Origin of the sequence: Priestia koreensis (genome assembly GCF_001274935.1) — a bacterium.
GTDB lineage: Bacteria > Bacillota > Bacilli > Bacillales > Bacillaceae_H > Bacillus_AG > Bacillus_AG koreensis.
Genome location: NZ_LILC01000007.1, coordinates 131,152 through 156,195, shown reverse-complemented (window position 1 = coordinate 156,195; position 25,044 = coordinate 131,152). Strand labels below are relative to the sequence as shown.

General features: G+C 41.7%; 32 protein-coding genes. 20 read left to right on the top strand and 12 right to left on the bottom strand.

The features are described from left to right. Positions 1–11: 11 nt before the first annotated feature. On the bottom strand, positions 12–818 hold the full coding sequence (locus tag AMD01_RS06050) for an ABC transporter permease (protein ID WP_053400511.1): 807 nt from the start codon (positions 816–818) through the stop codon (positions 12–14). After that, positions 799–1,695 (bottom strand): ABC transporter ATP-binding protein, encoded by an 897-nt coding sequence (locus tag AMD01_RS06045; protein WP_053400510.1) that lies wholly within the window; start codon positions 1,693–1,695, stop codon positions 799–801. The genes AMD01_RS06050 and AMD01_RS06045 overlap by 20 nt, the downstream gene beginning before the upstream one ends. A gap of 150 nt (positions 1,696–1,845) precedes the next feature. Here AMD01_RS06045 and AMD01_RS06040 point away from each other — a divergent pair, with 150 nt between their 5' ends. From AMD01_RS06040 to AMD01_RS06015, 6 genes are all read left to right on the top strand, one after another. Then, the gene (locus AMD01_RS06040; RefSeq protein WP_053400509.1) at positions 1,846–2,430 is read left to right on the top strand and encodes a TetR/AcrR family transcriptional regulator; all 585 of its coding nucleotides are present in this window, start codon (positions 1,846–1,848) and stop codon (positions 2,428–2,430) included. A 211-nt stretch (positions 2,431–2,641) separates the two neighbouring features. Beyond that, on the top strand, positions 2,642–3,844 hold the full coding sequence (locus AMD01_RS06035; protein ID WP_053400508.1) for a threonine synthase: 1,203 nt from the start codon (positions 2,642–2,644) through the stop codon (positions 3,842–3,844). Between the two features lie 123 nt (positions 3,845–3,967). Further along, positions 3,968–5,044, top strand: coding sequence for an FMNH2-dependent alkanesulfonate monooxygenase (ssuD, locus tag AMD01_RS06030; protein ID WP_053400507.1), 1,077 nt, complete (start codon positions 3,968–3,970; stop codon positions 5,042–5,044). Positions 5,045–5,062: 18 nt separating this feature from the next. Beyond that, the gene (locus AMD01_RS06025; protein WP_053400506.1) at positions 5,063–6,295 is read left to right on the top strand and encodes an ABC transporter substrate-binding protein; all 1,233 of its coding nucleotides are present in this window, start codon (positions 5,063–5,065) and stop codon (positions 6,293–6,295) included. After that, positions 6,282–7,226, top strand: a complete 945-nt coding sequence (locus tag AMD01_RS06020; RefSeq protein ID WP_423809787.1) for a carbohydrate ABC transporter permease — start codon at positions 6,282–6,284, stop codon at positions 7,224–7,226. Before AMD01_RS06025 ends, AMD01_RS06020 begins: the two co-directional genes overlap by 14 nt. 17 nt (positions 7,227–7,243) lie before the next feature. Further along, positions 7,244–8,053: a carbohydrate ABC transporter permease gene (locus tag AMD01_RS06015; protein WP_053400505.1), complete on the top strand. Its 810-nt coding sequence runs from the start codon at positions 7,244–7,246 to the stop codon at positions 8,051–8,053. Positions 8,054–8,094: 41 nt separating this feature from the next. Here AMD01_RS06015 and AMD01_RS06010 read toward each other — a convergent pair whose 3' ends face one another. Next, positions 8,095–8,307 (bottom strand): hypothetical protein, encoded by a 213-nt coding sequence (locus tag AMD01_RS06010; protein ID WP_053400504.1) that lies wholly within the window; start codon positions 8,305–8,307, stop codon positions 8,095–8,097. Between the two features lie 60 nt (positions 8,308–8,367). Further along, on the bottom strand, positions 8,368–9,501 hold the full coding sequence (locus AMD01_RS06005) for a glycosyltransferase family 2 protein (RefSeq protein WP_053400503.1): 1,134 nt from the start codon (positions 9,499–9,501) through the stop codon (positions 8,368–8,370). A 104-nt stretch (positions 9,502–9,605) separates the two neighbouring features. Here AMD01_RS06005 and AMD01_RS06000 point away from each other — a divergent pair, with 104 nt between their 5' ends. From AMD01_RS06000 to AMD01_RS05985, 4 genes are all read left to right on the top strand, one after another. Next, the gene (locus tag AMD01_RS06000) at positions 9,606–10,175 is read left to right on the top strand and encodes a GNAT family N-acetyltransferase (RefSeq protein ID WP_053400502.1); all 570 of its coding nucleotides are present in this window, start codon (positions 9,606–9,608) and stop codon (positions 10,173–10,175) included. Positions 10,176–10,289: 114 nt separating this feature from the next. Then, the gene (locus tag AMD01_RS05995) at positions 10,290–10,772 is read left to right on the top strand and encodes a DinB family protein (protein ID WP_053400501.1); all 483 of its coding nucleotides are present in this window, start codon (positions 10,290–10,292) and stop codon (positions 10,770–10,772) included. Positions 10,773–10,835: 63 nt separating this feature from the next. Continuing rightward, positions 10,836–11,801, top strand: a complete 966-nt coding sequence (locus tag AMD01_RS05990; RefSeq protein ID WP_053400500.1) for a DHH family phosphoesterase — start codon at positions 10,836–10,838, stop codon at positions 11,799–11,801. A gap of 54 nt (positions 11,802–11,855) precedes the next feature. Continuing rightward, positions 11,856–12,605: a glucose 1-dehydrogenase gene (locus tag AMD01_RS05985; RefSeq protein ID WP_053400499.1), complete on the top strand. Its 750-nt coding sequence runs from the start codon at positions 11,856–11,858 to the stop codon at positions 12,603–12,605. Between the two features lie 35 nt (positions 12,606–12,640). Here the strand turns inward: AMD01_RS05985 and AMD01_RS05980 are convergent, their stop codons facing one another. Next, positions 12,641–13,207, bottom strand: a complete 567-nt coding sequence (locus AMD01_RS05980) for a YdcF family protein (RefSeq protein ID WP_157052643.1) — start codon at positions 13,205–13,207, stop codon at positions 12,641–12,643. 113 nt (positions 13,208–13,320) lie between these two features. On the opposite strand from AMD01_RS05980, the gene AMD01_RS05975 reads away from it, so the two are divergent. The 4 genes from AMD01_RS05975 to AMD01_RS05960 all read left to right on the top strand — a co-directional run bounded on the left by AMD01_RS05975 (position 13,321) and on the right by AMD01_RS05960 (position 16,062). Continuing rightward, entirely contained in the window at positions 13,321–13,608 is a 288-nt protein-coding gene (locus tag AMD01_RS05975; RefSeq protein ID WP_053400497.1) for a YhdT family protein, read from the top strand. Continuing rightward, positions 13,605–15,065 (top strand): sodium/pantothenate symporter, encoded by a 1,461-nt coding sequence (gene panF, locus AMD01_RS05970; RefSeq protein ID WP_053400496.1) that lies wholly within the window; start codon positions 13,605–13,607, stop codon positions 15,063–15,065. The genes AMD01_RS05975 and panF overlap by 4 nt, the downstream gene beginning before the upstream one ends. 84 nt (positions 15,066–15,149) lie before the next feature. After that, on the top strand, positions 15,150–15,545 hold the full coding sequence (locus tag AMD01_RS05965; protein WP_053400495.1) for a PH domain-containing protein: 396 nt from the start codon (positions 15,150–15,152) through the stop codon (positions 15,543–15,545). Between the two features lie 169 nt (positions 15,546–15,714). Then, positions 15,715–16,062, top strand: coding sequence for a hypothetical protein (locus tag AMD01_RS05960; RefSeq protein ID WP_053400494.1), 348 nt, complete (start codon positions 15,715–15,717; stop codon positions 16,060–16,062). 43 nt (positions 16,063–16,105) lie between these two features. Here AMD01_RS05960 and AMD01_RS05955 read toward each other — a convergent pair whose 3' ends face one another. From AMD01_RS05955 to AMD01_RS05930, 6 genes are all read right to left on the bottom strand, one after another. After that, positions 16,106–16,780 carry a hypothetical protein gene (locus tag AMD01_RS05955; protein WP_053400493.1) on the bottom strand — a complete coding sequence of 225 codons (675 nt, stop codon included), beginning with the start codon at positions 16,778–16,780 and terminating at the stop codon, positions 16,106–16,108. Positions 16,781–16,804: 24 nt separating this feature from the next. Then, the gene (locus AMD01_RS05950) at positions 16,805–17,251 is read right to left on the bottom strand and encodes an Hsp20/alpha crystallin family protein (RefSeq protein ID WP_053400492.1); all 447 of its coding nucleotides are present in this window, start codon (positions 17,249–17,251) and stop codon (positions 16,805–16,807) included. An 81-nt stretch (positions 17,252–17,332) separates the two neighbouring features. After that, complete coding sequence (locus AMD01_RS05945; protein ID WP_245638899.1) at positions 17,333–17,830, bottom strand: Hsp20/alpha crystallin family protein; 498 nt, start codon at positions 17,828–17,830, stop codon at positions 17,333–17,335. Between the two features lie 75 nt (positions 17,831–17,905). Beyond that, positions 17,906–18,148 carry a spore germination protein gene (locus tag AMD01_RS05940; RefSeq protein ID WP_053400490.1) on the bottom strand — a complete coding sequence of 81 codons (243 nt, stop codon included), beginning with the start codon at positions 18,146–18,148 and terminating at the stop codon, positions 17,906–17,908. 28 nt (positions 18,149–18,176) lie between these two features. Continuing rightward, the gene (locus tag AMD01_RS05935; RefSeq protein WP_053400489.1) at positions 18,177–18,419 is read right to left on the bottom strand and encodes a spore germination protein; all 243 of its coding nucleotides are present in this window, start codon (positions 18,417–18,419) and stop codon (positions 18,177–18,179) included. A 102-nt stretch (positions 18,420–18,521) separates the two neighbouring features. Next, positions 18,522–19,316: an STAS domain-containing protein gene (locus AMD01_RS05930; protein ID WP_053400488.1), complete on the bottom strand. Its 795-nt coding sequence runs from the start codon at positions 19,314–19,316 to the stop codon at positions 18,522–18,524. Between the two features lie 241 nt (positions 19,317–19,557). Between AMD01_RS05930 and AMD01_RS05925 the strand changes: the two genes are divergently transcribed. The 3 genes from AMD01_RS05925 (at position 19,558) to AMD01_RS24670 (ending at position 21,115) form a co-directional block, all read left to right on the top strand. Continuing rightward, positions 19,558–20,721 carry an acyl-CoA dehydrogenase family protein gene (locus tag AMD01_RS05925; RefSeq protein ID WP_053400487.1) on the top strand — a complete coding sequence of 388 codons (1,164 nt, stop codon included), beginning with the start codon at positions 19,558–19,560 and terminating at the stop codon, positions 20,719–20,721. 144 nt (positions 20,722–20,865) lie between these two features. Further along, a complete protein-coding gene (locus AMD01_RS23935) occupies positions 20,866–21,009 on the top strand; it encodes a hypothetical protein (RefSeq protein ID WP_157052633.1) in 144 nt (47 codons plus the stop codon). Between the two features lie 10 nt (positions 21,010–21,019). After that, complete coding sequence (locus AMD01_RS24670; RefSeq protein ID WP_245638898.1) at positions 21,020–21,115, top strand: DUF2262 domain-containing protein; 96 nt, start codon at positions 21,020–21,022, stop codon at positions 21,113–21,115. A gap of 36 nt (positions 21,116–21,151) precedes the next feature. On the opposite strand, the gene AMD01_RS23435 is transcribed toward AMD01_RS24670, so the two are convergent. After that, positions 21,152–21,295 (bottom strand): YflJ family protein, encoded by a 144-nt coding sequence (locus tag AMD01_RS23435; RefSeq protein WP_083446443.1) that lies wholly within the window; start codon positions 21,293–21,295, stop codon positions 21,152–21,154. Between the two features lie 136 nt (positions 21,296–21,431). Between AMD01_RS23435 and AMD01_RS05915 the strand changes: the two genes are divergently transcribed. From AMD01_RS05915 to AMD01_RS05905, 3 genes are all read left to right on the top strand, one after another. Beyond that, positions 21,432–21,623 carry a hypothetical protein gene (locus AMD01_RS05915; protein ID WP_053400485.1) on the top strand — a complete coding sequence of 64 codons (192 nt, stop codon included), beginning with the start codon at positions 21,432–21,434 and terminating at the stop codon, positions 21,621–21,623. 93 nt (positions 21,624–21,716) lie between these two features. Next, positions 21,717–23,309: an McrB family protein gene (locus AMD01_RS05910; RefSeq protein ID WP_053400484.1), complete on the top strand. Its 1,593-nt coding sequence runs from the start codon at positions 21,717–21,719 to the stop codon at positions 23,307–23,309. Next, positions 23,278–24,975 carry a DUF2357 domain-containing protein gene (locus AMD01_RS05905; RefSeq protein ID WP_053400483.1) on the top strand — a complete coding sequence of 566 codons (1,698 nt, stop codon included), beginning with the start codon at positions 23,278–23,280 and terminating at the stop codon, positions 24,973–24,975. Before AMD01_RS05910 ends, AMD01_RS05905 begins: the two co-directional genes overlap by 32 nt. The last annotated feature ends 69 nt before the right edge of the window (positions 24,976–25,044 follow it).

Sequence of the window (25,044 nt, the reverse complement as noted above, 5' to 3'; positions counted from 1 at the left end):
GGCTTTTCCGATTAAAGGGGTAAATCACGTTTTGAAAAAAGAAGCACAGCTAAAACGTAAAAGACAGCGCCAATTCCACATAGGAGAAGGCAAGTCAAAAGGATCGGTTCTGTTCCCTTAGCAATAGCGACGGGATCAAACAGGGAAAATAGTGAAAGTGAACGCATCCATGCTACGTTGTCTGAGAGCTTCCCAGCCAAGTCAAACGCATAGGATAAAATCGTGACCACCGCTGCGATACCAATGGCTTTTTTCGCATCGTTTGTGACACATGAAATAAAAAAGCTAAAAGCGCCTAGTACAAAAAAGAGAAAAAAGGCAGCGATGTTCATTTTAATGAATGACCATGCGTCAAAAGAAACATCATCAACTAGGAGATAGCCACCAGCGATTCCTGCTACTGTCATCGTCCCCATAATTGCTCCTAATCCCGTCACAAGAACCAGTGCCTGAGTACGAATGATTGTACCACGTGAATGAGGTGTCGCTAGCAAATATGCCATAGATCCTTGGTCAACTAGTTTAACGACAAGCTGCATCGCGGTTGTTAAGGAAAATACAGCTAAAATGACGATCATCAGCACACCGTAGTAGTCCGCTGCAATAAAGTCGCTGAGGGTTGAAAGTCCTCCTTCTAAGCCAAACGCTTTTGAAAAGCCTGCGGGCATTTGCTTCAAAAGTTCATCCATGCTTTTCGTGCTCGCAATTGATGGATACAAAGCAATAACTAGTAACAGATAAAAGCTCGAACCAAGTGAAAAGCTTGCAAACGGACGACTATTCCGCTTCAGCATTTGTTTATAAAGTGCTGTATTCATGTTTTTGACCTCCAGCTTCGTAATAGTTGATAAATAAATCCTCTAACTTTTCATGATACGTTTCCATGTGCAGCACTTGTACACGTGAAAGCTCTTGAAAAATAGTAGAATAGTTATCTTCTATTCGGATGGTCACCACACCATTTTTACACGCTTCAATAACAAGAGGAGACTGCTTAAGTTTTTCGACATCTACTTCGTCTTTTACCGTAACCTTTAAAAATTGTTTTTTCTCTAGGGCGTCTACAGGGGAAGAAACGATAATCCGGCCATCTTTAATAATAGCGAGCTGATCACATACTCGATCAATCTCAGAAAAGATATGGGAAGACATTAAAATTGCTGTGCCTCTTTGTTTATGTTCAAGAACAAGATCCATAAATATGTTTTGCATGAGCGGATCCAGTCCAGAAGTTGGTTCGTCAAGTAAAAGAACGTTCGGACGATGCATAAACGCAGCAATAATTCCTACTTTCTGTTTCATTCCTTTTGACATTTTACGAATAGGTGTTTTGACATCAAACTGAAAGCGGTGAATTAATTCATTACGATAATCATCATTATAAGTTCCACGCATGTTTCCCATGAGGTTCAAAAAGTCAAGTCCATTCATACCATCAAAAAAAGCAATTTCTCCAGGAAGATATCCAACCATTTTTTGTACGTCTGCTGCCTGCTTAAAGCAGTCAAGTCCTTGAATCGTAGCAGTTCCTTCATCTGATTTCATAAATCCCATTAAATGACGAATCGTCGTTGATTTCCCCGCGCCGTTTGGTCCGATGAAGCCCATCACTTCGCCCTTTTCTACGGATAAATCAACATTGTAAATCCCTTTTCCATTTTGAAACTTCTTCGTTAAATTTGAGATGCTAATCATCTTTTTTTCTCCTTCACGGGAAGTTTTGAAATACTTTTTATATTTGAGTTCAAAATTATTGTATGTTATTTATTGGAATAAGGCAATAGGTTTTGAAATGAAACGAGTAAAAAAGTTCATTTTTTGCTATACTGAAGGTGGTGATGCATAATGGATGGTTTTAAAAAACGAACAGAGCAAAAAAAACAAGCAATTTTAACAAGCGCTTTTACGTTGTTTTTCCAAAATGGGGTAAAGGGCGTGAATATATCGCAAATCGCAAAAGAAGCGGGTGTGTCTCAAGTAACGATCTACAATTACTTTGAAAGCAAAGAAAATCTGCTGTTGGAAGTTATAAAAGGATATGCCATGAAAAAGCATGAAACATACGAAAAATTAGTGATGAGTGACAAGCCGTTTAAACAAAAAGTAGAGCAATTGATGAGTGACAAGCTGCTTGAAGCAAATGAGATGAATCCACTTTTTTTACAAGAAATCCTAGAGTTAGATCCTAGACTAACACATTTCTTCGAAACATTTTATCAGCACTATTCCCTTCCACTTATGATGAAGCTTTTAGAAGACGGAAAAAGAAGCGGTAATTTGAACGCAGATTTTTCCTTAAATAGCTTACTCGTGTATTTAGATATGTTTCAGTCGTACTTCCAAACGCCTGAAAAGGCCGCTTTACTAGAAGACGAGCAGATGCGAATTGATGTGATGAACCTCTTCTTCTATGGACTGATGAAATCATGACGTTCTGGTCATCGAAGGAAGTCTTAAGAAAAAAGGTTCATAATTTGCTTTTCCTTACAAAACATACTTGACAGCTTGGAAAAGTGTGAATAATATAGAAGGATAGTCCACTATTTTCTGATAAGTTTGTCAATGGTGATTAGAAAAAGCGGCTCATACTCGTAGGTTGAAAGAGTGTGGGCCTTTTGTGCAACAGAAGGGAGCTTTTTACATGAAATACAGCTATGTTTCTCATCTTTATTGTCCGAAATGTCAATCAACATATGATCACACGGAGCAAAATCAATTATGTACATGTGGCTCACCGCTTTTGGTGGCTTATGATATGGACGGGTTAAAAGCATTTTGGCAGCGTGAGAGCTTGCTAGATCGCGAGAATACGCTATGGCGCTATCATGAATTATTGCCGGTCGCATCAGCGGATAATGTTGTAACACTAGGAGAGGGAATGACCCCGCTATTGCCTATTTCAAATACGGGTAAACGACTTGGGATTTCAAATTTATACGTAAAAGATGAAGGATTAATTCCGACAGGTTCCTTTAAAGCACGAGGAGCAACCGTTGGCGTATCAAAGGCAAAAGAAGTAGGCGTAAAAGAACTAGCGATGCCAACAAACGGAAATGCAGGAGCGGCTTGGTCCTTGTATTCCTCACGTGCGGGCATCACGTCACATATTGTAATGCCTGTTGATGCACCAAAAATCACGCGTAACGAATGTGCCATTTCAGGTGCTAATTTATCGCTTGTAGACGGTCTCATCAGCGATGCTGGGAAAATCGTTGGCAAGATGGTAAAGGAAAAAGGGATTTTTGATGCTTCTACATTGAAGGAACCTTACCGCATCGAAGGGAAAAAGACGATGGGCATTGAAATCGCGGAGCAGCTTGGTTGGAATGTTCCGGATGTTATTTTGTACCCAACAGGCGGAGGGGTCGGAATTATTGGGATTTACAAGGCGCTAAAAGAACTTCAAGAATTAGGCTGGATTTCACCAGACAAATTCCCACGCCTAGTAGCCGTTCAGTCAGATGGCTGTGCACCAATCGTCAAAGCGTGGAAAGAAGGGAGAAAAGATTCAGAATTCTGGCAGAACTCTGAAACAATTGCCTTTGGTATTAACGTACCAAAAGCGCTCGGTGATTTCCTTGTATTAGAAGCGTTATACGAGTCAGACGGATGCGGAATTGAAATTACGGATGCTGAACTCCTGCATGAGCAAGAGCTTCTTGCAAATGAAGAAGGGCTGTTCGTTTGTCCAGAGGGGGCGGCGACGGTTGCCGCTGCGAAAAAGCTTCGTGAATCCGGCTGGATTAAAGAAAATGAAACGGTTGTCTGTTTAAATACGGGAGCGGGAATCAAGTATCCAGATACGGTTCAAATTAACGTGCCTATTTTACAGCCGATTGAATAGTATAAAAATAGCAGTCTATTAGAAGCTTTTTCTAATAGGCTCCTCTTTCAACATAAAACCTAGTAAGTTCATCAGTATTATAAGCTATTCTAAAAAACTATTTTACAAAAGGGGTTTTACATCATGCATCTATACTGGTTCTTGCCAACAGCAGGCGAAACACGTTATTTAGGAACAGAAAAAGGAAAACGAGAAGTTACATATGATTATTTGAAGCAGGTCGCACAGGCGGTCGATACGGTTGGGTTTGAGGGAGCACTCCTTCCGACGGGTCATAACTGTGAAGATGCTTGGGTTGTGGCATCGTCTTTGTTACCGTTTACGAAACAAATGAATTTTCTCGTCGCGCTTCGACCAGGCTTTATGTCTCCGTCAATTGCGGCGAGAATGGCAGCAACATTTGATCGTTTATCAGGTGGGCGCTTAAATCTGAACGTTGTATCAGGCGGAAATCCAGTGGAGCTTGCAGCGGACGGTCTTCATCTCGAGCACGATGAGCGCTATGAGCTTGCCGACGAGTATTTGGATATTTGGAAACGAGAGCTTCAAGGAGAGCGCGTCGATTTTGACGGGAAGCATCATCAAATTAAAGGTGGTCACGTTCGTTTAAACGCGGTTCAGAAGCCACATCCACCGCTATTTTTAGGGGGATTCTCACCTGCCGCACAAGATTTAGCAGCAAAGCACGTTGACGTGTATCTCGTATGGGGAGAGAAGCCTGAGGACGTGAAAAAGCGTATTGATGCAGTAAGAGAAAAAGCTGCTGCCCTCGGTCGAACGGTCCAATTTGGTATTCGTCTTCACGTTGTTGTACGAGAAACAGAGGACGAAGCGTGGAAAGCAGCAGGAGAGCTCATTCAGTATGTGGATGACGACGTAATTGCAGCGCAACGTAAAAAGATGGCTGAATTCGATTCTCATGCACAGCAGCACATGACAAAAATTAGTGCGGGTCAGGACAATATCCGTGATCTAGAAATTAGTCCTAACCTCTGGGCTGGAATTGGTCTTGCGCGTGAGGGAGCATCGACGGCTTTAGTAGGAGATCCAGATACGGTGTATGCGCGCCTAAAAGAATACGAAGATCTTGGAATTGATTACTTCATTTTATCAGGGTATCCACATCTTGAGGAAGCTTATCGTGTAGGAGAATTACTGTTTCCAAAAATAAAAAAAGAGCTTCAAGGTCAGCATTTATAAAAAACGTGGGGTGGAAAAATGAAAAAAACGTGGGCTTCACTGATCATTTTATTAATTAGCGTATTTGTTATTACAGGGTGCTCGTCGTCAACATCTGGCGGCAAACAGACAACGATTCAATTTGTGCACTGGCGCGGGGAAGATACGGCCGCATTTAAAGGCATTATTTCGAAGTTTGAAAAAGAAAATCCATCTATTAAAGTGGATATGAAAGTGTATCCGTCTGATTCATATCAAGCACAGGTACAGGCAACGCTTTTATCTGGAAAAGGAGCGGACGTTTTCGCTAGCTTCCCAGGTAGCCAATTTGCTACGCTCCAAAAAGCAGGCGTTTATGAGGATTTAACAGGAAAATCATTTGTGAAATCGTTTAAGGATGATCTACTTGCAGCAGGTCAGGCAGATAACAAACAGCTAGCTCTTCCATATCAGCTCGTATACAACATTCCAGTTTACAACAAGGGGATTTTTGAAAAAGAAGGAATTGATGTCCCGAAAGATTGGGATTCGTTCTTAGCTGGATGTGAAAAACTGAAAAAAGCGGGGTACATCCCAATTGCCTTTTCAGGAGACATCAGCCCAAGTCAATTTATTAACCCAATGATGATGAACAATCAGCCAGATGAGAAAGTATTTGAAAAGCTTGAAAAAGGCGAGGAAAGCTTAACAAACGAGTGGTATGTGAAAACGCTTAGCCAAATTAAAGAACTTCAGGATAAAGGCTATTTCCAAAAAGATCCGTTAGGGACGAAGAAAGACGGAGCAGCCGTTTTATTCGCACAGGAAAAGGCTGCAATGCTTGCACACGGTTCGTACATGATGGCAACAGTCGCACAGCAAAACCCAACGATCAAGCAAGGTCTACTAGCACCGATTACCGTCTCAGAAGATCAAAAAGTATATGATGGTATTCACACTGCGACATTTATGCTTGGTGTAAATGCGAAATCAGCGCATAAAAAAGCAGCTGAAAAGTTCTTATCGTATCTAACAGAGTCTAAGGTAGCAAGTGAATATGCTAACAAAACAGGTCAGCTCCTTACGCTGAATGATGTAAGCTATGACTCGAAGGAACTAGAAGAAAGTGCAAAATGGTTAGATAAGAAAACGCGTTTCCAACCGCGCTTTACAATTACAAAAGAGCCAATTAGTAAAGCGATTGAAGTTTCCGTTCAAGACGTAATTTCTGGTATGTCACCAGAAAAAGCGGCTGAAAAAGCACAGGAGGAAGTTAAGCGTGCCCTCCAATAATATTGAAATAAACAAGCAGGCGAGCCCACAAGCTCGCTTGTCTACGTCAAATAAGATCGAGAAAAACAGGGCGTTTATTCCGTTTATCCTCCCTGGTTTTCTCATTTATGCGATCTTTTTTGTACTCCCAACGATTGCGGCACTGGCTCTTAGTTTTACGAATTGGGACGGGATCTCAAGCACGTATCAGTTTGTCGGCATAGACAATTACCAGCGTCTGTTCACGGACGATCCTATTTTTAAAACATCCATTTTCAACAATTTAAAATTTATGATTACGGTATTAATCGTTCAAACATGCGTCAGCTTGTTTTTTGCGATGATGCTTATGAAAAACAGCAAGATGAACATCGTGTATCGAACGATTTTCTTTTTGCCAACAATTCTTGCGTCCGTGTCGATTGCGTTCATTTGGATCTTTATGTATGACCCTAATATGGGCGCACTAAACCAAACGCTTCAATCGATTGGCCTTGAATCACTTGCGCAGTCATGGCTTGGGGACCGGAAAGTTGCGATCTTTAGTATCGCATTCGTCCAAGTGTGGGCCCATATTGGCCAAATGACGATTATCTTTGTCGCAGGTCTTCATTCATTGCCAAAAGAGGTGTTAGAAGCAGCAGAGGTAGACGGCGCTTCTAGATGGCAAAGATTTCGTCACGTAACGCTTCCGCTTCTTGCCCCGTCACTTATTATTGTGACGGTGTATACGATGATTCAAAGCTTTAAGGCGTTTGATTTAATTATTGCGATGACGGACGGTGGTCCTTCGCACGGAACGGAAATTTTATCAACGCTCGTTTATCACGAAGCGTTTGGAAACTTCCACTTCGGATACGCCTCGGCGATTGCAGTTGTCTTCATGATTATTATCGCGCTATTAACCGTTCTTCAGTTTAAACTGATTAATCAAAGCAGCGGTTCGGAATAGAGAGGGGGTTTCAGGAGATGAAAGTAACCAAACAGCTTATTTTACTATTATATGCGCTTTTAATTCTTATTCCTGTGAGCCTGGTCTTTTTAGCATCGTTTAAAACGACGCCAGAGCTGTATCAGCACGTGTTTTCGCTTCCGAAGGCATGGAGTTTAGATAATTACCGCGAGTTATTTGTGAATGAGGCGATGACGCGCTACTTTTTTAACAGTTTATTTGTAACGGTTGTAACGATTGTTGTTCTGCTGTTTTTCAGTAGCCTGATTTCGTTTTCGGTCATTCGTTTATCGAAAAAGGTGAGCTGGCTCGTCTTTACGTTCTTTATTTTAGGAATGATGGTTCCGGCGCAGGTAAACATGATTCCGGTATACATCTTATTAGATAAATTAGGGCTTCTCGATACGTTTCAAGGGCTTATTCTAGTTACAATCGCCTTTTTACTGCCAACGGCCGTGTTTATTTTAACAGGCTTTATGCGCACCGTGCCTAAAACAATTATTGAAGCAGCACGTATTGATGGAGCGAGCGAATGGATGATTTATCGAAAGATGGTGCTGCCATTATCACTTCCTGGACTAGCATCTGTCGGCATCTTTTGCTCTGTAATGGTGTGGAACGACCTATTATATCCACTCCTTTTATTAAAATCAGACGATGTCAAGACGTTACCTGTCGCACTTCTTGATTTCCGAGGCGAATATGTCACCAACTACCCAATTATCTTTACAGGAGTCGTCGTTGCGTCGATTCCAATGATTCTCGTATTCTTGTTCCTACAAAAATATTTGGTTAAAGGAATGACAACGGGTTCTGTGAAGGGGTAAAAAAAATCCGATCATGTTTCAAACATGGTCGGATTTTTTTATTAACGAGTTTTCTTGTATATAACCCCAAGTACAGTAATCAAGCAGATCAACAATAGGTAGGGAACAGCGGTCGCAACCAGTCGCGGTTGCAAAGGAGCCGACCATTCAGGATGAGAGATAAAGACTTGATACGAATGATACATATGAATGATCATACTCGCTGTCAAAATGGTAATGAGAGCGATGACAACGCGTGAAATGGGTTTTGTCATAGCTAAAACCTCCCGTGCATTTATTGATAGTATATCTTTTTGTGAGTCAGATGTAAAATATTACCTTTCGTAATAACGCAGTTGTTTATACAAGGAAAAAAATTCTTTCCATTTTCCGTCCTGTAGCAAATTTATATCATTTTCTGTTGGCTCATTTTCTTTGATCGGAATAAAGGGAACGTCTGTAAATGAATAGGCCCACGTTCGAAGCAGTTCCTCAAACTTTTTCGTAATGCGCGTATGATTTAGCTCGCATAAAGAATGATACTGGCGCGCAATGCTATTCATTTGCACAATAGACAGCCGTGGTTTTCGAAATTCAAGCAGGGCAAGGAGGATTGTAATATCCCCATGCTTTTCATAAAAATAAAGCAAATTGCGAATGGATTCTTCGATTTTGTCCTCACCAATTGGATGCTCTTGGTGATAAGCGATGGTGAGGGCGTCACCAAAAAATTGCGCGTTTTGTTTGTAAAAACGATAGCCAAGCTCTCTGTCCTCCCAGCCGTAGCCTAAAAATTTCTCATCGAAATCGCCTACCGTTTTGAGGAAGTCTTTTCGCATGGAGATATTCCCAGAAAAAAAGGCAAGCCACGTCATATGCAACCCTTGCAAGGAGGGACCGAACGGCTTAATCATTTCTTCTTCAAAATAAGGCTGCTCAACCATAAGCCGCTTCCATTTTTTATGTTGAATGTCGTCATAAGTTAAAAGTTGGAGCGGTTCTTTTCGACGAGAAAACCATGGATGATCTCCGAGGTGATGTTTGATCGGCTTCAACTGTCTAGAAGAAAGTCCAGGGAGCGCGTATGTATAAAGGGTACGCGTATAAAGTGCTCCCGTCACAAGTCGATTTAAATGGTTTCGGTGATGTTTGGCGTGCTGTTGAATAAAATCAGACATGACAACCATCTCGCTATCTAAAAAGATTAAAACGTCGCCTTTTGCTTTTTGAATGCCGACATTACGAGACTGTGAACGTCCTTTGTTTTCCGTATGGCGAATGTACGTAAAGGAATAATCGGGCTTGTAGCGCGCACAGTATGCAAATGTTCCATCGGTAGAACCGTCGTCTACTAAAATCACTTCAAATGGCTGATACGTTTGATGCTCAAATGCTTCAAGCGTTAAACGAAGCAACGGATCTTTATTATAAGAAGGAATGATCACGCTAACAAAAAGGGAATGATTCATCGAATTTTAGCTCCTTTTTTAGAAAATAGAAAATATTTTGTCTTATACTCCTATAAATATGCTAAAATACAAGAATAATTTTCTAAAACATGGAAGGTGATTGTATGACTCCAACATTACATACTGAACGACTGACGTTACGTCCATTACGTGAAGAAGATGCCCCATTCGTGGAAAAACTTGCCTCAGACCGCCTCATTGCGGACACAACGCTACTTATTCCACATCCGTATCCTGAGGGTGAGGCAAGAAATTGGATTATAAGAAGCAAGAAAAAAGCGGAGCAACAGGAAGCGTATACGTTTGCGATTACGGATAAACAAACAGGAGAGATTATCGGAACGTATACCCTTAAGCTTGAGCTTCTTCATCAAAAAGCAGAGCTTGGCTATTGGATTGGGGTACCGTTTTGGGGAAAGGGCTATATGACGGAAGTAACCAAGCGGATGATTCAATACGGATTTGACGAACTAGGTCTAAATAAAATTCACGCATCCGCCCTCGCACGTAATCCTGCGTCTACGAACATTATGAAAAAATGTGGCATGAGCTACGAGGGTACGTTTAAGCACCATATATTTAAATGGGGACAACCGGAAGACTCCGAGTTTTATGCGATATTGAAAGAAGAATATGCAGAAATGAAAAAGACACAATCGTCGATTACATCGTAAGATTATCTGTCAAAACGAATCGCGAGAGGAAGATGCCTCTCGCTTCTTTTATTTTTAATCAATTACGAACGTTTGTTCTTTTTTGTGATATAATCAGAACAGAGGGGGATGCAGATGAAAAAGCACGTGTTGACAAGGTTATCGAAGCTTGCAGAGTGGGGAGAAGAATGGAAGGATTTATCAGGTGGCGAGTGGAACGAAGCGCTGGCCGTTGGTAAGTGGTGTCCAAGAGATGTTGTGGCTCATTTAAAAGGGTGGGATGACTATTTTTTAGAGGTAGTCTTGCCAAAAATACAGGCAGGCGATACTATTGAGTTTCCGGACTTTCACTTCTACAATGAACAATCGGTTCAATACGGTAAGGAAATGGCCGATCAGCTATTTCTTTTAAACGAATTGATTGATACGCGCATTGAGCTGCTGAATGAGGTGATTTTGTGGGAAGAGGAAAAGATGATGAGTCCGATTGTCGTAAATGGTCTTTCACATTGTCCTCACACTAACGAACCCTACTCGTTGATGCTTTTACTTACGGAAATTGTCCACCACGATGTGCATCACTATGAGCAAATTCAGCAATCTGTGACCCGGGTCTAATAAGTATTTTCAGCAGTGGACGTACATACTAGCAAAGAAATGAATACATAAGGATGGATTACGATGAACAAAATACACTTATTTTCTCACAATGATTTAGACGGCATAAGCCCCGCTATTCTAGCAAAGCTTGCATTCAAAGATCGAGACTTTGAAGCGAGCTGTGTGGGCGTCAAGCATATTGACCAAGTGGTATCCGAATTTTTAGAAGCACATGAAGAAACAGATATCGATCTATATATTACAGATATTAGTGTCAACGATGAGGTGGCAGCGCTTCTTCAAGAGCGTATTGAGAAAGGACAAAAGGTGACGCTACTTGATCATCATGCGTCCGCTTTACCGCTTGCAGAAAAGTATGAGTGGGCTCATATTGTACCTACCTATGAAGATGGCACAAAAACCGCGGCCACGACGTTATTTTACGATTATTTAGTGGAGAATGATTATTTGGCAAAAACGGCGGCGCTTGATGACTACGTCGAGCTTGTACGTCAGTTTGATACGTGGGACTGGTTTGAAAAGGATAATCAGCGTGCCAAGCAGCTAAATAACCTTTATTACTTAATTAGCCGCGACGAGTTTCAAGATACTATTTTAGAAACGCTAGAAGCATCGTTACAAGATGAGTCGGTTACAGCGTTTGCATTCTCAGAGCGCCATCAAATTTTATTAGAGGTTGAAGAAAAGAAAATTGAAAAATATTTGCATGATAAAGAAAAGCAACTGATTAAAGCATCTGTAAATCTTCACGGAACAGAGTATTACGTTGGTGTTGTATTTGCCGAGAACTATCAATCAGAGCTTGGAAATTATCTATGCCTACAGCACGATGATATTAATTTCTCTGTTTTAGTTGATATGGGAAGACAGAAAATGGGCTTACGTACCGTAAAGGACGAATACAACTTGAGTAAAATTGCAGGAGAGCTTGGTGGGGGTGGACATCCTCGTGCATCAGGTTGCTCACTAACACCAGAAGCGTTTGAGCTGTTTGTGCAGAATTTGCTTTTTAAAGAGGCTGAATAAGGGAATAGAGCAGATAGAAGTCTAAAAGCAAATGCGTGGAAAGGATGAACAAACATGTCATTTCAAGATCAAGTCGTCATTGTAACAGGAGCAGCGAATGGAATTGGAAAAGGGGTCGCGCTTGCCTATGCTGAAAAAGGAGCAAAAGTGGTACTCGCTGATATGGATGAAGAAAAGGGCGCACAATTAGTCCAAGAGATTACAAACAAACAGGGAACGGCACTATTCGTTCAAACCGATGTCCGAAAAGAAGAAGACATTGTCTCTCTAATGAAAGAAACGGCGGCGAAATATGGCAAAATTAATGTACTCATTAATAATGCAGGCGTGTCGAGATGGAAATCTCCATACGAGCTAACGTTAGAGGAGTGGGATGACATCATCAACACAAACCTGCGCAGCGTATTTCTGGCGTCGCGCGAAGCGGCAAAATATATGCGAAACAACGAAAGTGGCGGCTCCATTGTGAATATGGCATCAACCCGTGCTTTTATGTCTGAAAAAGACACGGAAGCTTATGCGGCAACAAAGGGTGGTATTTCCGCTCTCACGCATGCGCTTGCGATTTCATTAGGTGATGACAGTATTCGCGTCAATGCGATTTCACCTGGGTGGATTGAAACGTCTCACTATGATGAGCTTCGACATATCGACCATACGCAGCATCCGTCAGGGCGAGTAGGAAAGCCGTCCGATATTGCAAGAGCTTGTTTGTACTTCACGCATCCTGAAAATGATTTTGTAACAGGCGAAAATCTGATCATTGACGGTGGCATGACACGAAAAATGATTTATGAGCATTAAAAAAAGACGATCCGTTTTGTGCGGATCGTCTTTTTTTATTTTGCGCGATCAAACAGGAAGGTTTTGATAATAGCGGCATACTCCCTTACGACTACCTTCACTTTCACAACGTCTGGTGTTTTCGCTGCTAGTGGATGCATGTCATAGCCTAAGCGCTTTGCGATAATGGATGAGCGGTACAAATGAAAGTTATTGCTGACGATGACCCCTTTTTTACCCTTGATGTCTGCTTGTTTTTTGGCAAACTGAAAGTTTTCAAACGTAGAGGTTGATTGATCTTCAAGAATTAATCTTGATTCCTCAATGCCTTCGTTTACTAAAAAGCGTCTTCCGGCTTCAGCTTCTGTAATAAGCTCGTCTTTCCCTTGACCACCTGTTAAAATAATCGGAATGTTCGGATGCTTTTTTGCGTATTTCGCCGCGACCTGAAGGCGATATTTTAAGGCAAGAGACGGAACCTTGCCCTTCACTTTTGCTCCTAATACCATGATGTAATCAGGGTTTGAAATGGGCTTTTTATGTGCCGTCGTGTACATAAGGGCACTGGCAATTAGTATGTATAAGACCCCTAACGTTAAAACACCTATAATCAATTTCTTCATCACCCCTGTGACCTCCTAGATGCCTATATTGGTAGATTTTAAAAATCCAGATTCCATCATAGCATGTTTCCACAAAACGGTATATAATCAAAAAGGCAGAAAGGAGAGAAAGTATGAAGAAAACACACGAGCAGAAAGATCCTCGCTTTAAAATTGCGCATAAAGAGGCCTTAATTGGTATTGCGCTTGCGATCTTTCAATTCGTTTGGTGGTATGGGTTTGCCTATGGATTAGGCAGCAAGCCAGTCAAAGAATATGCATACATATGGGGATTTCCCGCTTGGTTTTTCTACAGTTGTATTCTAGGTCTTATACTGATTATTTTTCTTGTAATCGTCATAGCGAAATGGTTTTTTACAGACGTGCCGTTTGAGGATGATGAAGAGGAGGAGCGCTCATGAATTGGGGAGTTACAATTCCTCTTCTCGCTTTCTTAGTAATTATTTTTCTAATGGGAATGATGATGTCAAGAAAGGTGAATGAGTCGAGTAATTTTATTAGTGATTATTTTTTAGGAAGCCGTGAGCTAGGAGGCTTTATTTTAGCGATGACAATGGTTGCGACCTATGGAAGCGCAAGTAGTTTCATTGGTGGACCAGGTATTGCCTACAAGACAGGTTTAGGGTGGGTACTATTATCGGTTATTCAAGTCGTGACGGGGTATTTTATTTTGACAACGCTTGGGAAAAAATTCGCCATTGTTTCAAGAAAGATGAATGCGGTAACGCTCGTTGACTTTTTAAAAGAGCGCTACAATAGTAAATGGGTTGTACTCCTATCAGCCATCAGCATTATAATCTTTTTATTTGCTTCATTAGCAGCTCAATGGGTCGGGGGAGCACGTTTGATTGAATCGTTTGTCGGCATCCCTTATAAAACAGCATTAGTTATCTTTACGCTGTCGATCTTAGTGTATGTGGCAATCGGTGGCTTTCGTGCGGTAGTCATGACGGACGCTTTACAGGGAATTGTCATGATGGCAGGGACCATTATTTTATTAGTCGCAACGATAAAAGCAGGCGGAGGAATTCCACATATTATGCAAGATTTGGTGAAAGAAAATCCAAATCTCGTTAGCCCTTACGGTGCCGATCGCTCATTAACACCGCTGTACGTGTCATCTTTTTGGATTTTAGTCGGTGTTGGTGTAGTGGGACTTCCGCAAATTGCTGTACGGGCAATGTCGTATCGTAACTCACAGGCAATGCACCGAGCGATGGTGATTGGGACAATTGTGACCGCTGTGATTATGCTCGGGATGCACCTGGTCGGGGTTCTTGCACGTGCCGTGCTTCCTGGCATTGAAATTGGGGACAAGGTCATGCCGACGCTCACGTTAACCGTTTTGCCTCCGTGGCTAGCAGGTATTGTGTTAGCTGCACCGATGGCGGCGATTATGTCTACGGTAGATTCGATTTTGCTGTTAGTCAGCTCGGCAATTGTGAAAGACGTGTATTTAAATTACGTCAATCCAGCAGCCGATGAGAAAAAAGTGAAAAGATGGAGCTTTATTTCGACAACAGGAATCGGTGTGTTGGTGTTTATCGCGTCTATTCAACCGCCAGATTTGTTAATTTGGTTTAATTTATTTTCCTTTGGTGGATTAGAAGCAGTCTTTATTTGGCCGATCTTAATGGGCCTTTATTGGAAAAAGGGCAATAAATACGGAGCGATGATCTCGATGTTTGTCGGACTCTTGAGCTATATTTTACTCACGACGTTTTGGCCGAACCCGCTCGGTATGCATACCGTTGTTTTTCCGATTGTTTTATCGTTTATCAGTTTTATTTTTGCCAGTTTGCTTACGCAAAAACGAACAGAAGAAGCGAGAAACGTCATGCTGAAAAAATATTTTTAAGAGGAGAACTTTTCTCCTCTTTTTTATGGAAAAAAATGAAACTTTTTTCACCCGTCGCTCGTACTATTAATAGGGGGCGATATAATGACAACCAAATCAACAGGGGTACAGGCCGTTTTGGCATACTTACAGCAAAATGAAACGATTCTAGCTAGTACAGAGTGTTATCGCGTTCAGTATCATTTAACAGCTGAAGCACCTTATCAAGGGGTATTAGTGGCAACCGAAACGAAGCTTATTTTTTATTCAGATTTTCTTGGCAACCCGCAAATTGAAGAATTTCCGTATGAAAAAATAAGCAAGACGCGCGTGCATAAAAACTGGCTTGTAAAAGGTAAAAAGCTGATTGTGAATCACGCGGGAGAGCAAGTCCAGATCAAAGGATTTTTAGACAGTGGTATTGATCAAATCATTTCAATTTTGCGTAATAAAACCCCATTCTCTGAAACGAAGCAGCGTAAAGCATCCTTAAAAAAATAACGCCGCGTAACAGAGCGGTTTTAAATCCGTTTTCTGTGAGGCGAATAAGAAGAACATTACGTGAGTCCAACATTTAAACCAGTTGGGCTCTTTATTTTTTTCCCTGCATGTAACAAACACAGAAAAAGAAACGTCTACTACACAAAGAGGCTTTTTTAGGGGGAAATCAATGAAACATTTTATGATGATTGGGCTACTGTTCGCTTTTTTAGTGAATATGACAGGCTGTCAGCAGTCTCCAGTGACAAACAAAGCACCAAAAGCGGACGTAAGAGAAGCCGTATGGGACCAGCTTACAGATGAAAAACGAAATCATATAAAAGGTACGTGGAGAGATGCATCTGTACAAAAAGTGGTGTTTCAAAAAAGTATGGGAAGTATCACAGATAAATCGTTTATTGGAAAAGAGGTATATATGATAGATTATCCTTCAAATGATTCCCTCTTATTAGGCGACGTGGGGGTTTTTGCCGATGTGAAGTCCTTTAAAATCATTGGATATGGATATCGAGAGTAAAAAAGCAGCGTTCCTCCAACGAGGAACGCTGCTTTTTTAGAAACTATGTTTTTTCATCATGCTGTCCGATGCTAATGGACGGGCGCTGTGTCATGTTTGTAATGGAGACCTCGCCGGTTGGATTTTCTTCTTCTATGCTTTGTTTGCTTTCCTTAGACAGCGTCTTTTTTAAATCTTCATCCGCAAGGCCGAACGTTTTTCCGATGTTTAATCGACCAGATAAGTCTTTAATCCCGAGCTGTCCGAAGTTATTGCTTAAATCAACTTTGTCGAACATAATTTTTTCGACAAAAAGCTTTTCTACGATAATAGGAGGTTGATTGATGAGGGATTCTAGCTTTTGCTCCATTCCGTCCAACTTTTTTTCCATGTAAGAGGGAGAATGAGCTTCTAGCTGTTCAAATTTTTTTTGAAGGCGCTCAATAGTCTGAAGCGATTGTTCGAGCTTAGACATCATTTCTTTTGAGTCATCTGGTTTCTTTTCTTGTAGATGAAGAAGCTGCTTTTCCATTTGTTCTAAGCGATCGAGTTCCTGTACTTTCTTTTCCATTTGTTCTAAACGCTGAAGCTCTTTCATCTGTTTTCCAATGGTATTGAGCTTTGCTGTCATTTCATCATTGCTTTTGGTGAATTGATGCGCAGAATGATGTTCACGTGGTTCAGCAACGATTTTTTTGACGGTTTCAATTTTAGGCTGTGATCGGAACCATTTCCACATAATGAACATCCTCACTTTTTTAGTTTAGCTGTTTGAGAGCGTAGGGGACTGAAAGGTGACGATCAGCACGCCGTTTTGAAACGTAGCGCGGCAATCGGCTTCGTCAATAACCTTTGGAAGAGGAATCACCCGCTCAAACGTATTGTCTCGGCGTTCCTTCAGCAAGACGTTTGCTTCTTTCGCAAGACGCGTCAGCTTTTTCCCCCGGATGATGAGCTCATTTCCTGCCGCTTGAAGCTCAACGTCTCCACGTTTTACGCCAGGTAGATCGAATAAAAGCGTGAGCTGAGATTCGTATTCAAACATATCTACTTGAGGATAATTTGGATGCTCATTGACGATTTGCGGGGACGCCGCGTTTTCTTTATGTACATCTTCCATAAAAGGCTGATCAAAAATTCGGTTCCAAAATTGGTCACGATCAGATTCTGTTGTGGATTGAAACCAATCTTTAAAGCGGTTGTCGGCCATGCTTTCTCACACCTTTTTTTATTGTTAGCACATTATATGCGAGAAAAATAGATTTTACGAGTAAAAGAAAAGACGCCCATGTTAATCAAAGTCATGGACGTCCACTTGTGAAAGGGGGATATTTGTATATTTTGGCATTTTAATTTCCAGCACGCCGCTCCGGTAGATCGCTTTTGTTCCTTTTCGTTTTACCGAACATGGAAGCGAAATTTCTTCGCGAAATTCGTTTTCTCCTTCGTATCCTTCAAGAATACATGTGTGCGGCGTGTGATAGACGCGAAGAGACTGAAGCATAGACTTATCAGGGATTTTCACCTGTATAATGCACTCGTCAAGCGTCTCAAATACGTGTGTCTCCATTCGAGAAGAAGTTCCCCCCATAGAGGTTGTCGGTCCCGTTTTATTTCCTTGCTGAGCCTGCTTAAAAAAGTCATTTCCTTTCATAAAATCCGGAAAGGAATTTCCCATCGTAGAAGAAAGGATTTGCTGAACGTATTGATCAATATCTTTCGTGTTCATTCCATTTGTGAAGCCTTCCATCTGTTTCTTAAAGAGCGATTGTCCCCATGGAAACATCATATAACCTCCTGTCATTTATCTCATCATATGTTGGGACAACGGAGAGAAGTGCGTGGGCGTGGTTATAAAATTCGTTTAAATTTGATTAGCGATTGGCATCGACGGGTTCGCAATTTGATCTTGGTCACTAACATCGCCGTCAAAAACACCGTTCGCAAAGACTGACGTAGAGGGAGAAAAGTTTCCGATGGAAAAATTCACGCCGAATAGCTTGGAGTTGGCAGTGTGACTGTTATGAACGGTAGAACCAAAATCAATGTTTCCGTTGTTCGCAATTTCATTTGTCCATACGTTAAAAACGTTTACTTGTAAAGGCATAGAAGAAACTCCTTTGAATGTTTTGATGCTATTGCTGATAACCATTCACATGGTCAATACTTGCAATATCACCTTGGTCGTTCGTGTCAGGATCAATGTAAATATTCTTCATCCGAGCAGTGGCTGGGGATACATCGCCGTAGGAGGCGTTTGTTCCGGTAGACTTGGAGTTGGCTACAGGGCTGTTGTGCAGGGATTCACCGATATTAACAGAACCATTGTTTGAGATGCTGTTGATTTTTAAGCTGTAGATGTTGATAACGTTTGGCATCGTGTCCTCACCCGCCCCTTTATGTTGATAATGTACTATATGACCAGATGCGCCTAGACGTGAATAAGTTTTTAGAACGAAAAAGGAAAAAGCCCGCTCTTCCTATTTGGAAGAGGGGCTTTTAGTGGAGGTAAAGGTCATATGATTTTCTTTCATTATATACGCGATACACTGCTGAACAGTAGAGAAAGTGGTCCAGCGATAATCATAGTGAACGAGAGATTGCACAAGCTCTGGTGAAATTCCAACGATTAAGCACCTTGTCCCAATTAAGCGCAGGGCTTCGGCCATGATGTGGATATGATAACCACTGTGATCATCTAACTCTTTTAACGATGATAAATCAATTAAGAAATAGCGCGCGCCTTCTTTAACACAGGCTTCTAATACGCGTTCGGCGAGCTTTTTGCCCCGCACATCGTCTAGGGAGCCGACAATAGGAAGCGCCAAGATGTCGTACCAGATTTTTAATAAAGGAGTTGAGAGTTCATCAATAATTGCTTGATTTCTCTCAGCTTGCTTTGCCTGATTCGTGACGTCTAGCAGCATAAGTAAATAGGCCTGCTTGTCTCCGTTTTCATTATAGACCGGATGGATAACCGTTTCAGCCACATAGCGTTGTTTAATGTTGATACGGGCGCGATGAGTAGAATGAAGCTCTTGCATGACGTGCTGCTGATGCCCAGGAGAGGAATGAAACAAATCCATGCTTTGACCAAGCACATCGTGAATGTCGTTAATTCCGTATAGCTTCATTAAGGGACCAAGTATTTCCACAGCTTTAGAATTCATCCATTGAATACGATAGTGAATGTCAGCAATAATAATTGTTTCTTGAATACCTTCTAAAATGATATAGCTGCTTAGATGTGTGGGGAAAGTACCGATTGATTCCATAGTATTCGCTCCTCATAAACGAAGTCATTGTTTGTAAGTTTATTTTACTAACAAGGAGAAAGTTGGTAAAGAACATTTTACATGATTCGGTGAGAAAATAGAGATTATTCATTCTAACAAAATCATGTGCTAAATATTCATTATTGAAAGCAAATACTATTCATTAAACGAAATATTTGCTATCATTCTAATTAATCCGATTCAATTACTATGGTTAAAGAAGTGGAAGGAGTTAAACGATATGAGCATGTCTTTTGTTAAAAATGAACGCCAGCAGCGTATCTACGATCAACTAAATCAATTCATTCCTCAATTTCGAAAGCGTGCACCGCTTCATGATGAAGAGGGATCTTTTCCATTTGACAATATTGAAGACTTAAAAAGTATGGGCTATCCAACCTTCACACTCCCAGCAGAATATGGAGGCAAAGAGCTATCGTTGTATGAATTCGTGCTGTTTCAAGAGCAAATTGCAAGAGGAGACGGAGCTACTGCGCTGAGCATCGGCTGGCACGTCGGTATTACAATGGATTTAGCGGAGAAAAGACCGTGGTCTGACGAGATGCTTGATTTTTTATTTAAGGAAATTAGCAAAGGCGCGCTGATTAATACGGCCGCCACAGAGCCGAAAACAGGCAGCCCCACGCGAGGAGGAAAGCCTGAAACAACGGCGAGAAAAACGGCAGATGGCTGGGTAATTAACGGTCATAAAACCTTTACATCAATGTCTGTTGCGCTTGATTATATTTTTGTGACGGCAACAATTGATGAAACGGAAGAGGTCGGGCAGTTTATAATTCCAAAAGATGCAAAAGGCGTTTCTATTGAAGAAACGTGGGATTTGATTGGAATGAGAGGTACGGCAAGCCATGATCTTATCTTAGAAGATGTGGAGATTCCAAGTCATTATTTGACGCAGGTATTGAGCGCTCCTCAAAAGAAGAAGCCAAGCGGATGGCTGCTTCATATTCCTGCATGCTATATGGGAATTGCTTTAGCTGCTCGTGATTATGCGGTGCAATTTGCGAACGATTATTCACCAAACAGCCTGCCAGGGCCGATTCGTGAGCTTCCGACCATTCAGCAGGCAATTGGAGAAATCGAGCTTGAATTGCTGAATGCTCGTCATTTTATGTATAGCGTAGCACAGAAATGGGATGAATCATCTGACCGTACACAGCTCGGGGCAGAGCTAGGAGCAGCGAAGCACGTCGTGACGAACACCGCTGTTCGAGTGGTGGACCGTGCAATGCGTATTGTCGGAGCGAAAAGTCTTCAGCAATCTAATCCGATGCAGCGCTATTATCGTGACGTCAGAGCCGGTCTTCATAATCCACCGATGGATGACATGACGATTGCGAACCTCGCTGCTAACGCGTTTAAAGAGCTTGAAGACGATCAGTAAGTGTTTGAAGCTAATGTTCTGACAAGAGCATTAGCTTCTTTTAGTGGAAGGAGCAATCATCGACGCGTTGTCTGTGATATAATAGGAAACTTACAGAAACGGATGTTACAAAAGCTTCCGTCGATATACATAGGGGTGGAAGTAGTGGAGAGAAGATGGAAATGGACCATATGGATACTAATGCATATGCTCATATTGATTATTGTTTGGAGAGTCATTGATACACTGTGTGTACCAAATGACTTTATTGATGGATTTTTGGATGGTGTAAATAGCGAACGACAATAAAAAAGCCGGTGTGTACGGTGAGTACCATGACGGAGATTTACTTGGCGGCCACCGTATCCATGTAACCTTTGATGAGCAAGGTCGTGTACTTGAAGCGAGCATTTAATAAGGATCCTCACCCCTATGATTCAGGTGAGGATCCTTATTCTTTGTTTATAACTTTCTTCTCATATAAGTTGCGCAGAATGTACGTTTTGTGGGATTCTAGCTTTCGTCCTTCAATTCGCGTCACGTTCACTTCTTTTAATTTTTGGATGAACCATCCCTTGGAATACATATAAGCCATGTTCGCATCTCCTCTCATTAAGTAATTCAGTATATGTCCAAGCCTGTGGTCCTAGCACTGGAAATTTATGAGGGCACATCGTAGGTCGCGTGAATATAGATGGGTAAGGTGCTTTTTTGAGAGGGGAGGGATCAACGTGTTTATTAAGCTACTGCTATCCATTTGTATTTTAGTTGCGGCTGCAGGTGCCATTGTCGGCGCACTCGGCTTTCGTGACATTACAAATGAGAAGAAGAGCTCCATCTACAGAGGGATTTTCTCATTTTTCATGACGGTTTTATTAGGGTTACTCGTGTCTGGACTTATATTTAAGGTGTTAACGTGGTGAAAATGCTACAATGGAGATTAAATTACACGTAAAAAGGCTACTAATGGTAGTGAATGTAGCCTTTTATTATGATTGAAAAAGGGAGGGAAACGCTTGAACGCACTACAATCGACTTTTTATGAAGTTGTACAAGCTTCCAAAAAAGGCAGTGGACATTTTTCAGCAGAAGCAGGAGAAAAGCTTATTCGTTCGGTTCTCCCGGAGCTATTACGTTCGTATTTGAAAGAATCTTTTTACGAGATTACGGGGGAACTAAAACAAGAACTTCCTATTATTACAATTCAACCGACTTCACAGCAATTGCTGATGGCTCAGTACATTTACAGCGAGGACGGAGAGCGCTTATATCTAGTCGTTCGCACGAAAGAAGACAGCAGTGATCAGAAAGAAGCGCTACGATACCTATTGCCAGATGAAGATCCTTATAAGGAAGAGGAAGCCTTTATCGGAAACACAGCGATTGCACAAAGAATCGAGCAGAGCATTATTACGTTTCGTCCTTATTACATGGCGTCACTACCAGATGATCAGGTGCTACAAAAGGAGCTAACGGGCGTATTAAACCTTATTCAGCAGCTTCACTATGCGTCATCAAAAGAAGGAAGCGTCTCCGTTCGGGAAACGATTGAACACATTCATACATATATTGAAAACAAAGGATTTTTCTATTTAAAAGAAGAAATTGCGAGCGTCTATTTCTCACTCCAATCAAAGCCGTTTCTCCTACTTTCAGGCATAAGTGGAACAGGGAAAACGAAGCTTGCCGAGCTGTTTGCAGAAAGTCTTGGTGCGACCGAGGAAAACGGTCAGTTTCTTCTTCTGCCCGTCAAACCAGATTGGACAGATAGCGGGGATTTATTAGGCTATACAAACCTACAGGATGAGTTTAAAAAGGGACCCTTTTTTTTATTTTTAGAACGTGCGCACAAACAGTTAGATCGGCCGTTTTTCCTCGTATTAGACGAGATGAATTTATCACGGGTCGAATATTATTTAAGTGAGTTTTTGAGCGTGTTAGAGACGAGGAAACGAGGGGGAGATGAGCTGAAAACAGCATCACTTTTACCTTTAGGTGAAGGAATGACGATTCCTGAAAATGTGTATGTAATCGGTACGATTAATATGGACGAAACGACGCACCGTATTAGTCCGAAGGTTATTGACCGCGCAAATACGCTTGAATTCAACCGCATTTATTTGGAGGCTTTTTTTGAGGGTGAAAAGGTAGTGAATCCCCTACATGCTCATAACTTGCTTAAAAGCACGTATGTGTCGTTAAAAGAAGCGATGGAACATAAAACGCTTATTCAAGAAACGGTTCAAGAGCTTATAAAAGTAAACGAAATCTTGTATCAGGCGGGTTTTCAAATTACATATCGAACACGGGACGATCTATGCTTTTACATGATTTACGCGCTGCAAAGCGGATTATTTACCTTTGATCAAGCGTATGATTTTCAGCTTCTGCAAAAGATCATTCCTCGTCTCGAAGGACAAGACGGCAGCATCGGGGAAGTATTAAAAGATTTGTATCATTATTGTACGAATACGGTGCTAGATGAGCAAATTGAAACAGCTGTTATTCAAGCGGACGGAATGCGTTTCCCCCGGACGGCGAAGAAGCTCATGGAGATGATTAGGAGGTATGAGCGAGATGGATTTGCTTCGTTCTGGTTCTCCTCTTAACGAGCCGCTTCTTATCGTAGAAACAGATGATTTTACCCTCACGGTCACAGGCCGGGCTTATCATGAACAGTATGAGAAAATGAAAGTCTATTATGGAATCAACAATGATGAAATGCTTTTATCGTGGCGAGGAAAGCGCATCAGACGTCTCAACGTCCAGCATGAGGCTCTATCACCTCTTCAGAACGAGTGGTGGACAAGGCCATTGTTTTTTGAACAGGCAACCTATCAACTTACCGTTGTCCCAAAAAATGATCGAATGCTTGCGTACCGTCAAAAGCAAGATCGCTTTGTGCAACGTATTCAGCAGGTGCAGATAGAGGACAGAAGCATTTTAGTCGGGGAAATGACGTTTCGTCGTGAGCTTGGTTCTTTTTCGTTTTCAATCTGGGATGAAAAAGCGGATGAAATGCTTCTTAACATGGATATTGAGATCTTTCCAACGAAAGTTCCGTATCATTCTATGTATATGCTACTGCTCCAGGAAACGAACGATCTGATCGAGGGGCTACCTTATCATCCAGAAAGTGGTTCTTATATCGGCGTTAGGCCAGCACCTAAGGGAAAGTCTTCCTCATTGGTTCATTTTTCTTATTTACTTATTCAAATGCTCGAAGGATTTTTAGAGCAGGTAGATTGGATCGAGCAGCACGCGCATGCCACGTTATCTACGCAGTACCGACCAACCAAACGTGTGACGGCGCTAGACATGACGTCTTATGCACGCTCCTATATTCGAAAGCATCCAAAAGTTTTAGAAAATGGTCAAGAGCACCCAGTTCCGCAAAAGGGGCTAAAACGCTCACAAGAACTCGTCCCAAACTCACCGGAAAATCAAGCGATTAAAGGAATGCTACAACGCCTCGAAAGCAAAATAGCGGAGCTAGATGATTTATTAGACGAACCATCTGTACCAGATTTTTTTACGAAAACGATGAATCGCCATCTCGCTACTCTGCGGCCGCTTGTACAGGAGCGCTTACAGCGTTCGTTTTGGAAAGGCGTCCAATCATCCCCGATTATTCCTGCCTCGAATCAAATGAGGATGGGAAGGGGATACAAAGAAGCTTATCGCTTATTTTTACATATGAACGGCCAACTTGTAATGGAGCGTAGTGCGTATCAGTTAGCTGTGAGACCACTTTATCAGCTCTACGAATATTGGACATTTTTAAAGCTATGTGAAATTCTCAACAAGCATTTTCAGCGCACCCAAAAAGCGCCTCACGCTTATATGGTGCTTCCTACTGGTAGTCGTCAGTACTTTCGAAATCAGGAGTTGGAGATTACGATTGTTTTTCAGCCGACGCTTGAAACACCCACAAGCGTACAGCGTCCAGATATTTTAGTGGAATGGACGCGAAATGAAGGTACTCGTTCCTTTATATTTGATGCCAAATATCGAGCAAATGTAAACGAAACCGTTAGCACGCCGCTAGTAGACGATATTTACACGATGCATCGATATCGAGACGCGTATCGAGAGAAAGATGGAAGGAGAAAAGCACTAGGCGCATGCGTACTATTTCCTGGATTAAGCCACGAGGAATACCAGCATACGCAATTTTATCAGAGCCTAGAGACGGTGAAGATCGGAGGCCTTCCTTTTTTACCTACGCATACCCTTATGGTGGAAACGTTTTTACTCCACCTCCTACAGCAGTAAAAAAGTTCTCCGACTTTATAAATGGTTTAGTGGGAGGTACGCACAATGAAGGAAAACATTTTCTTCGCT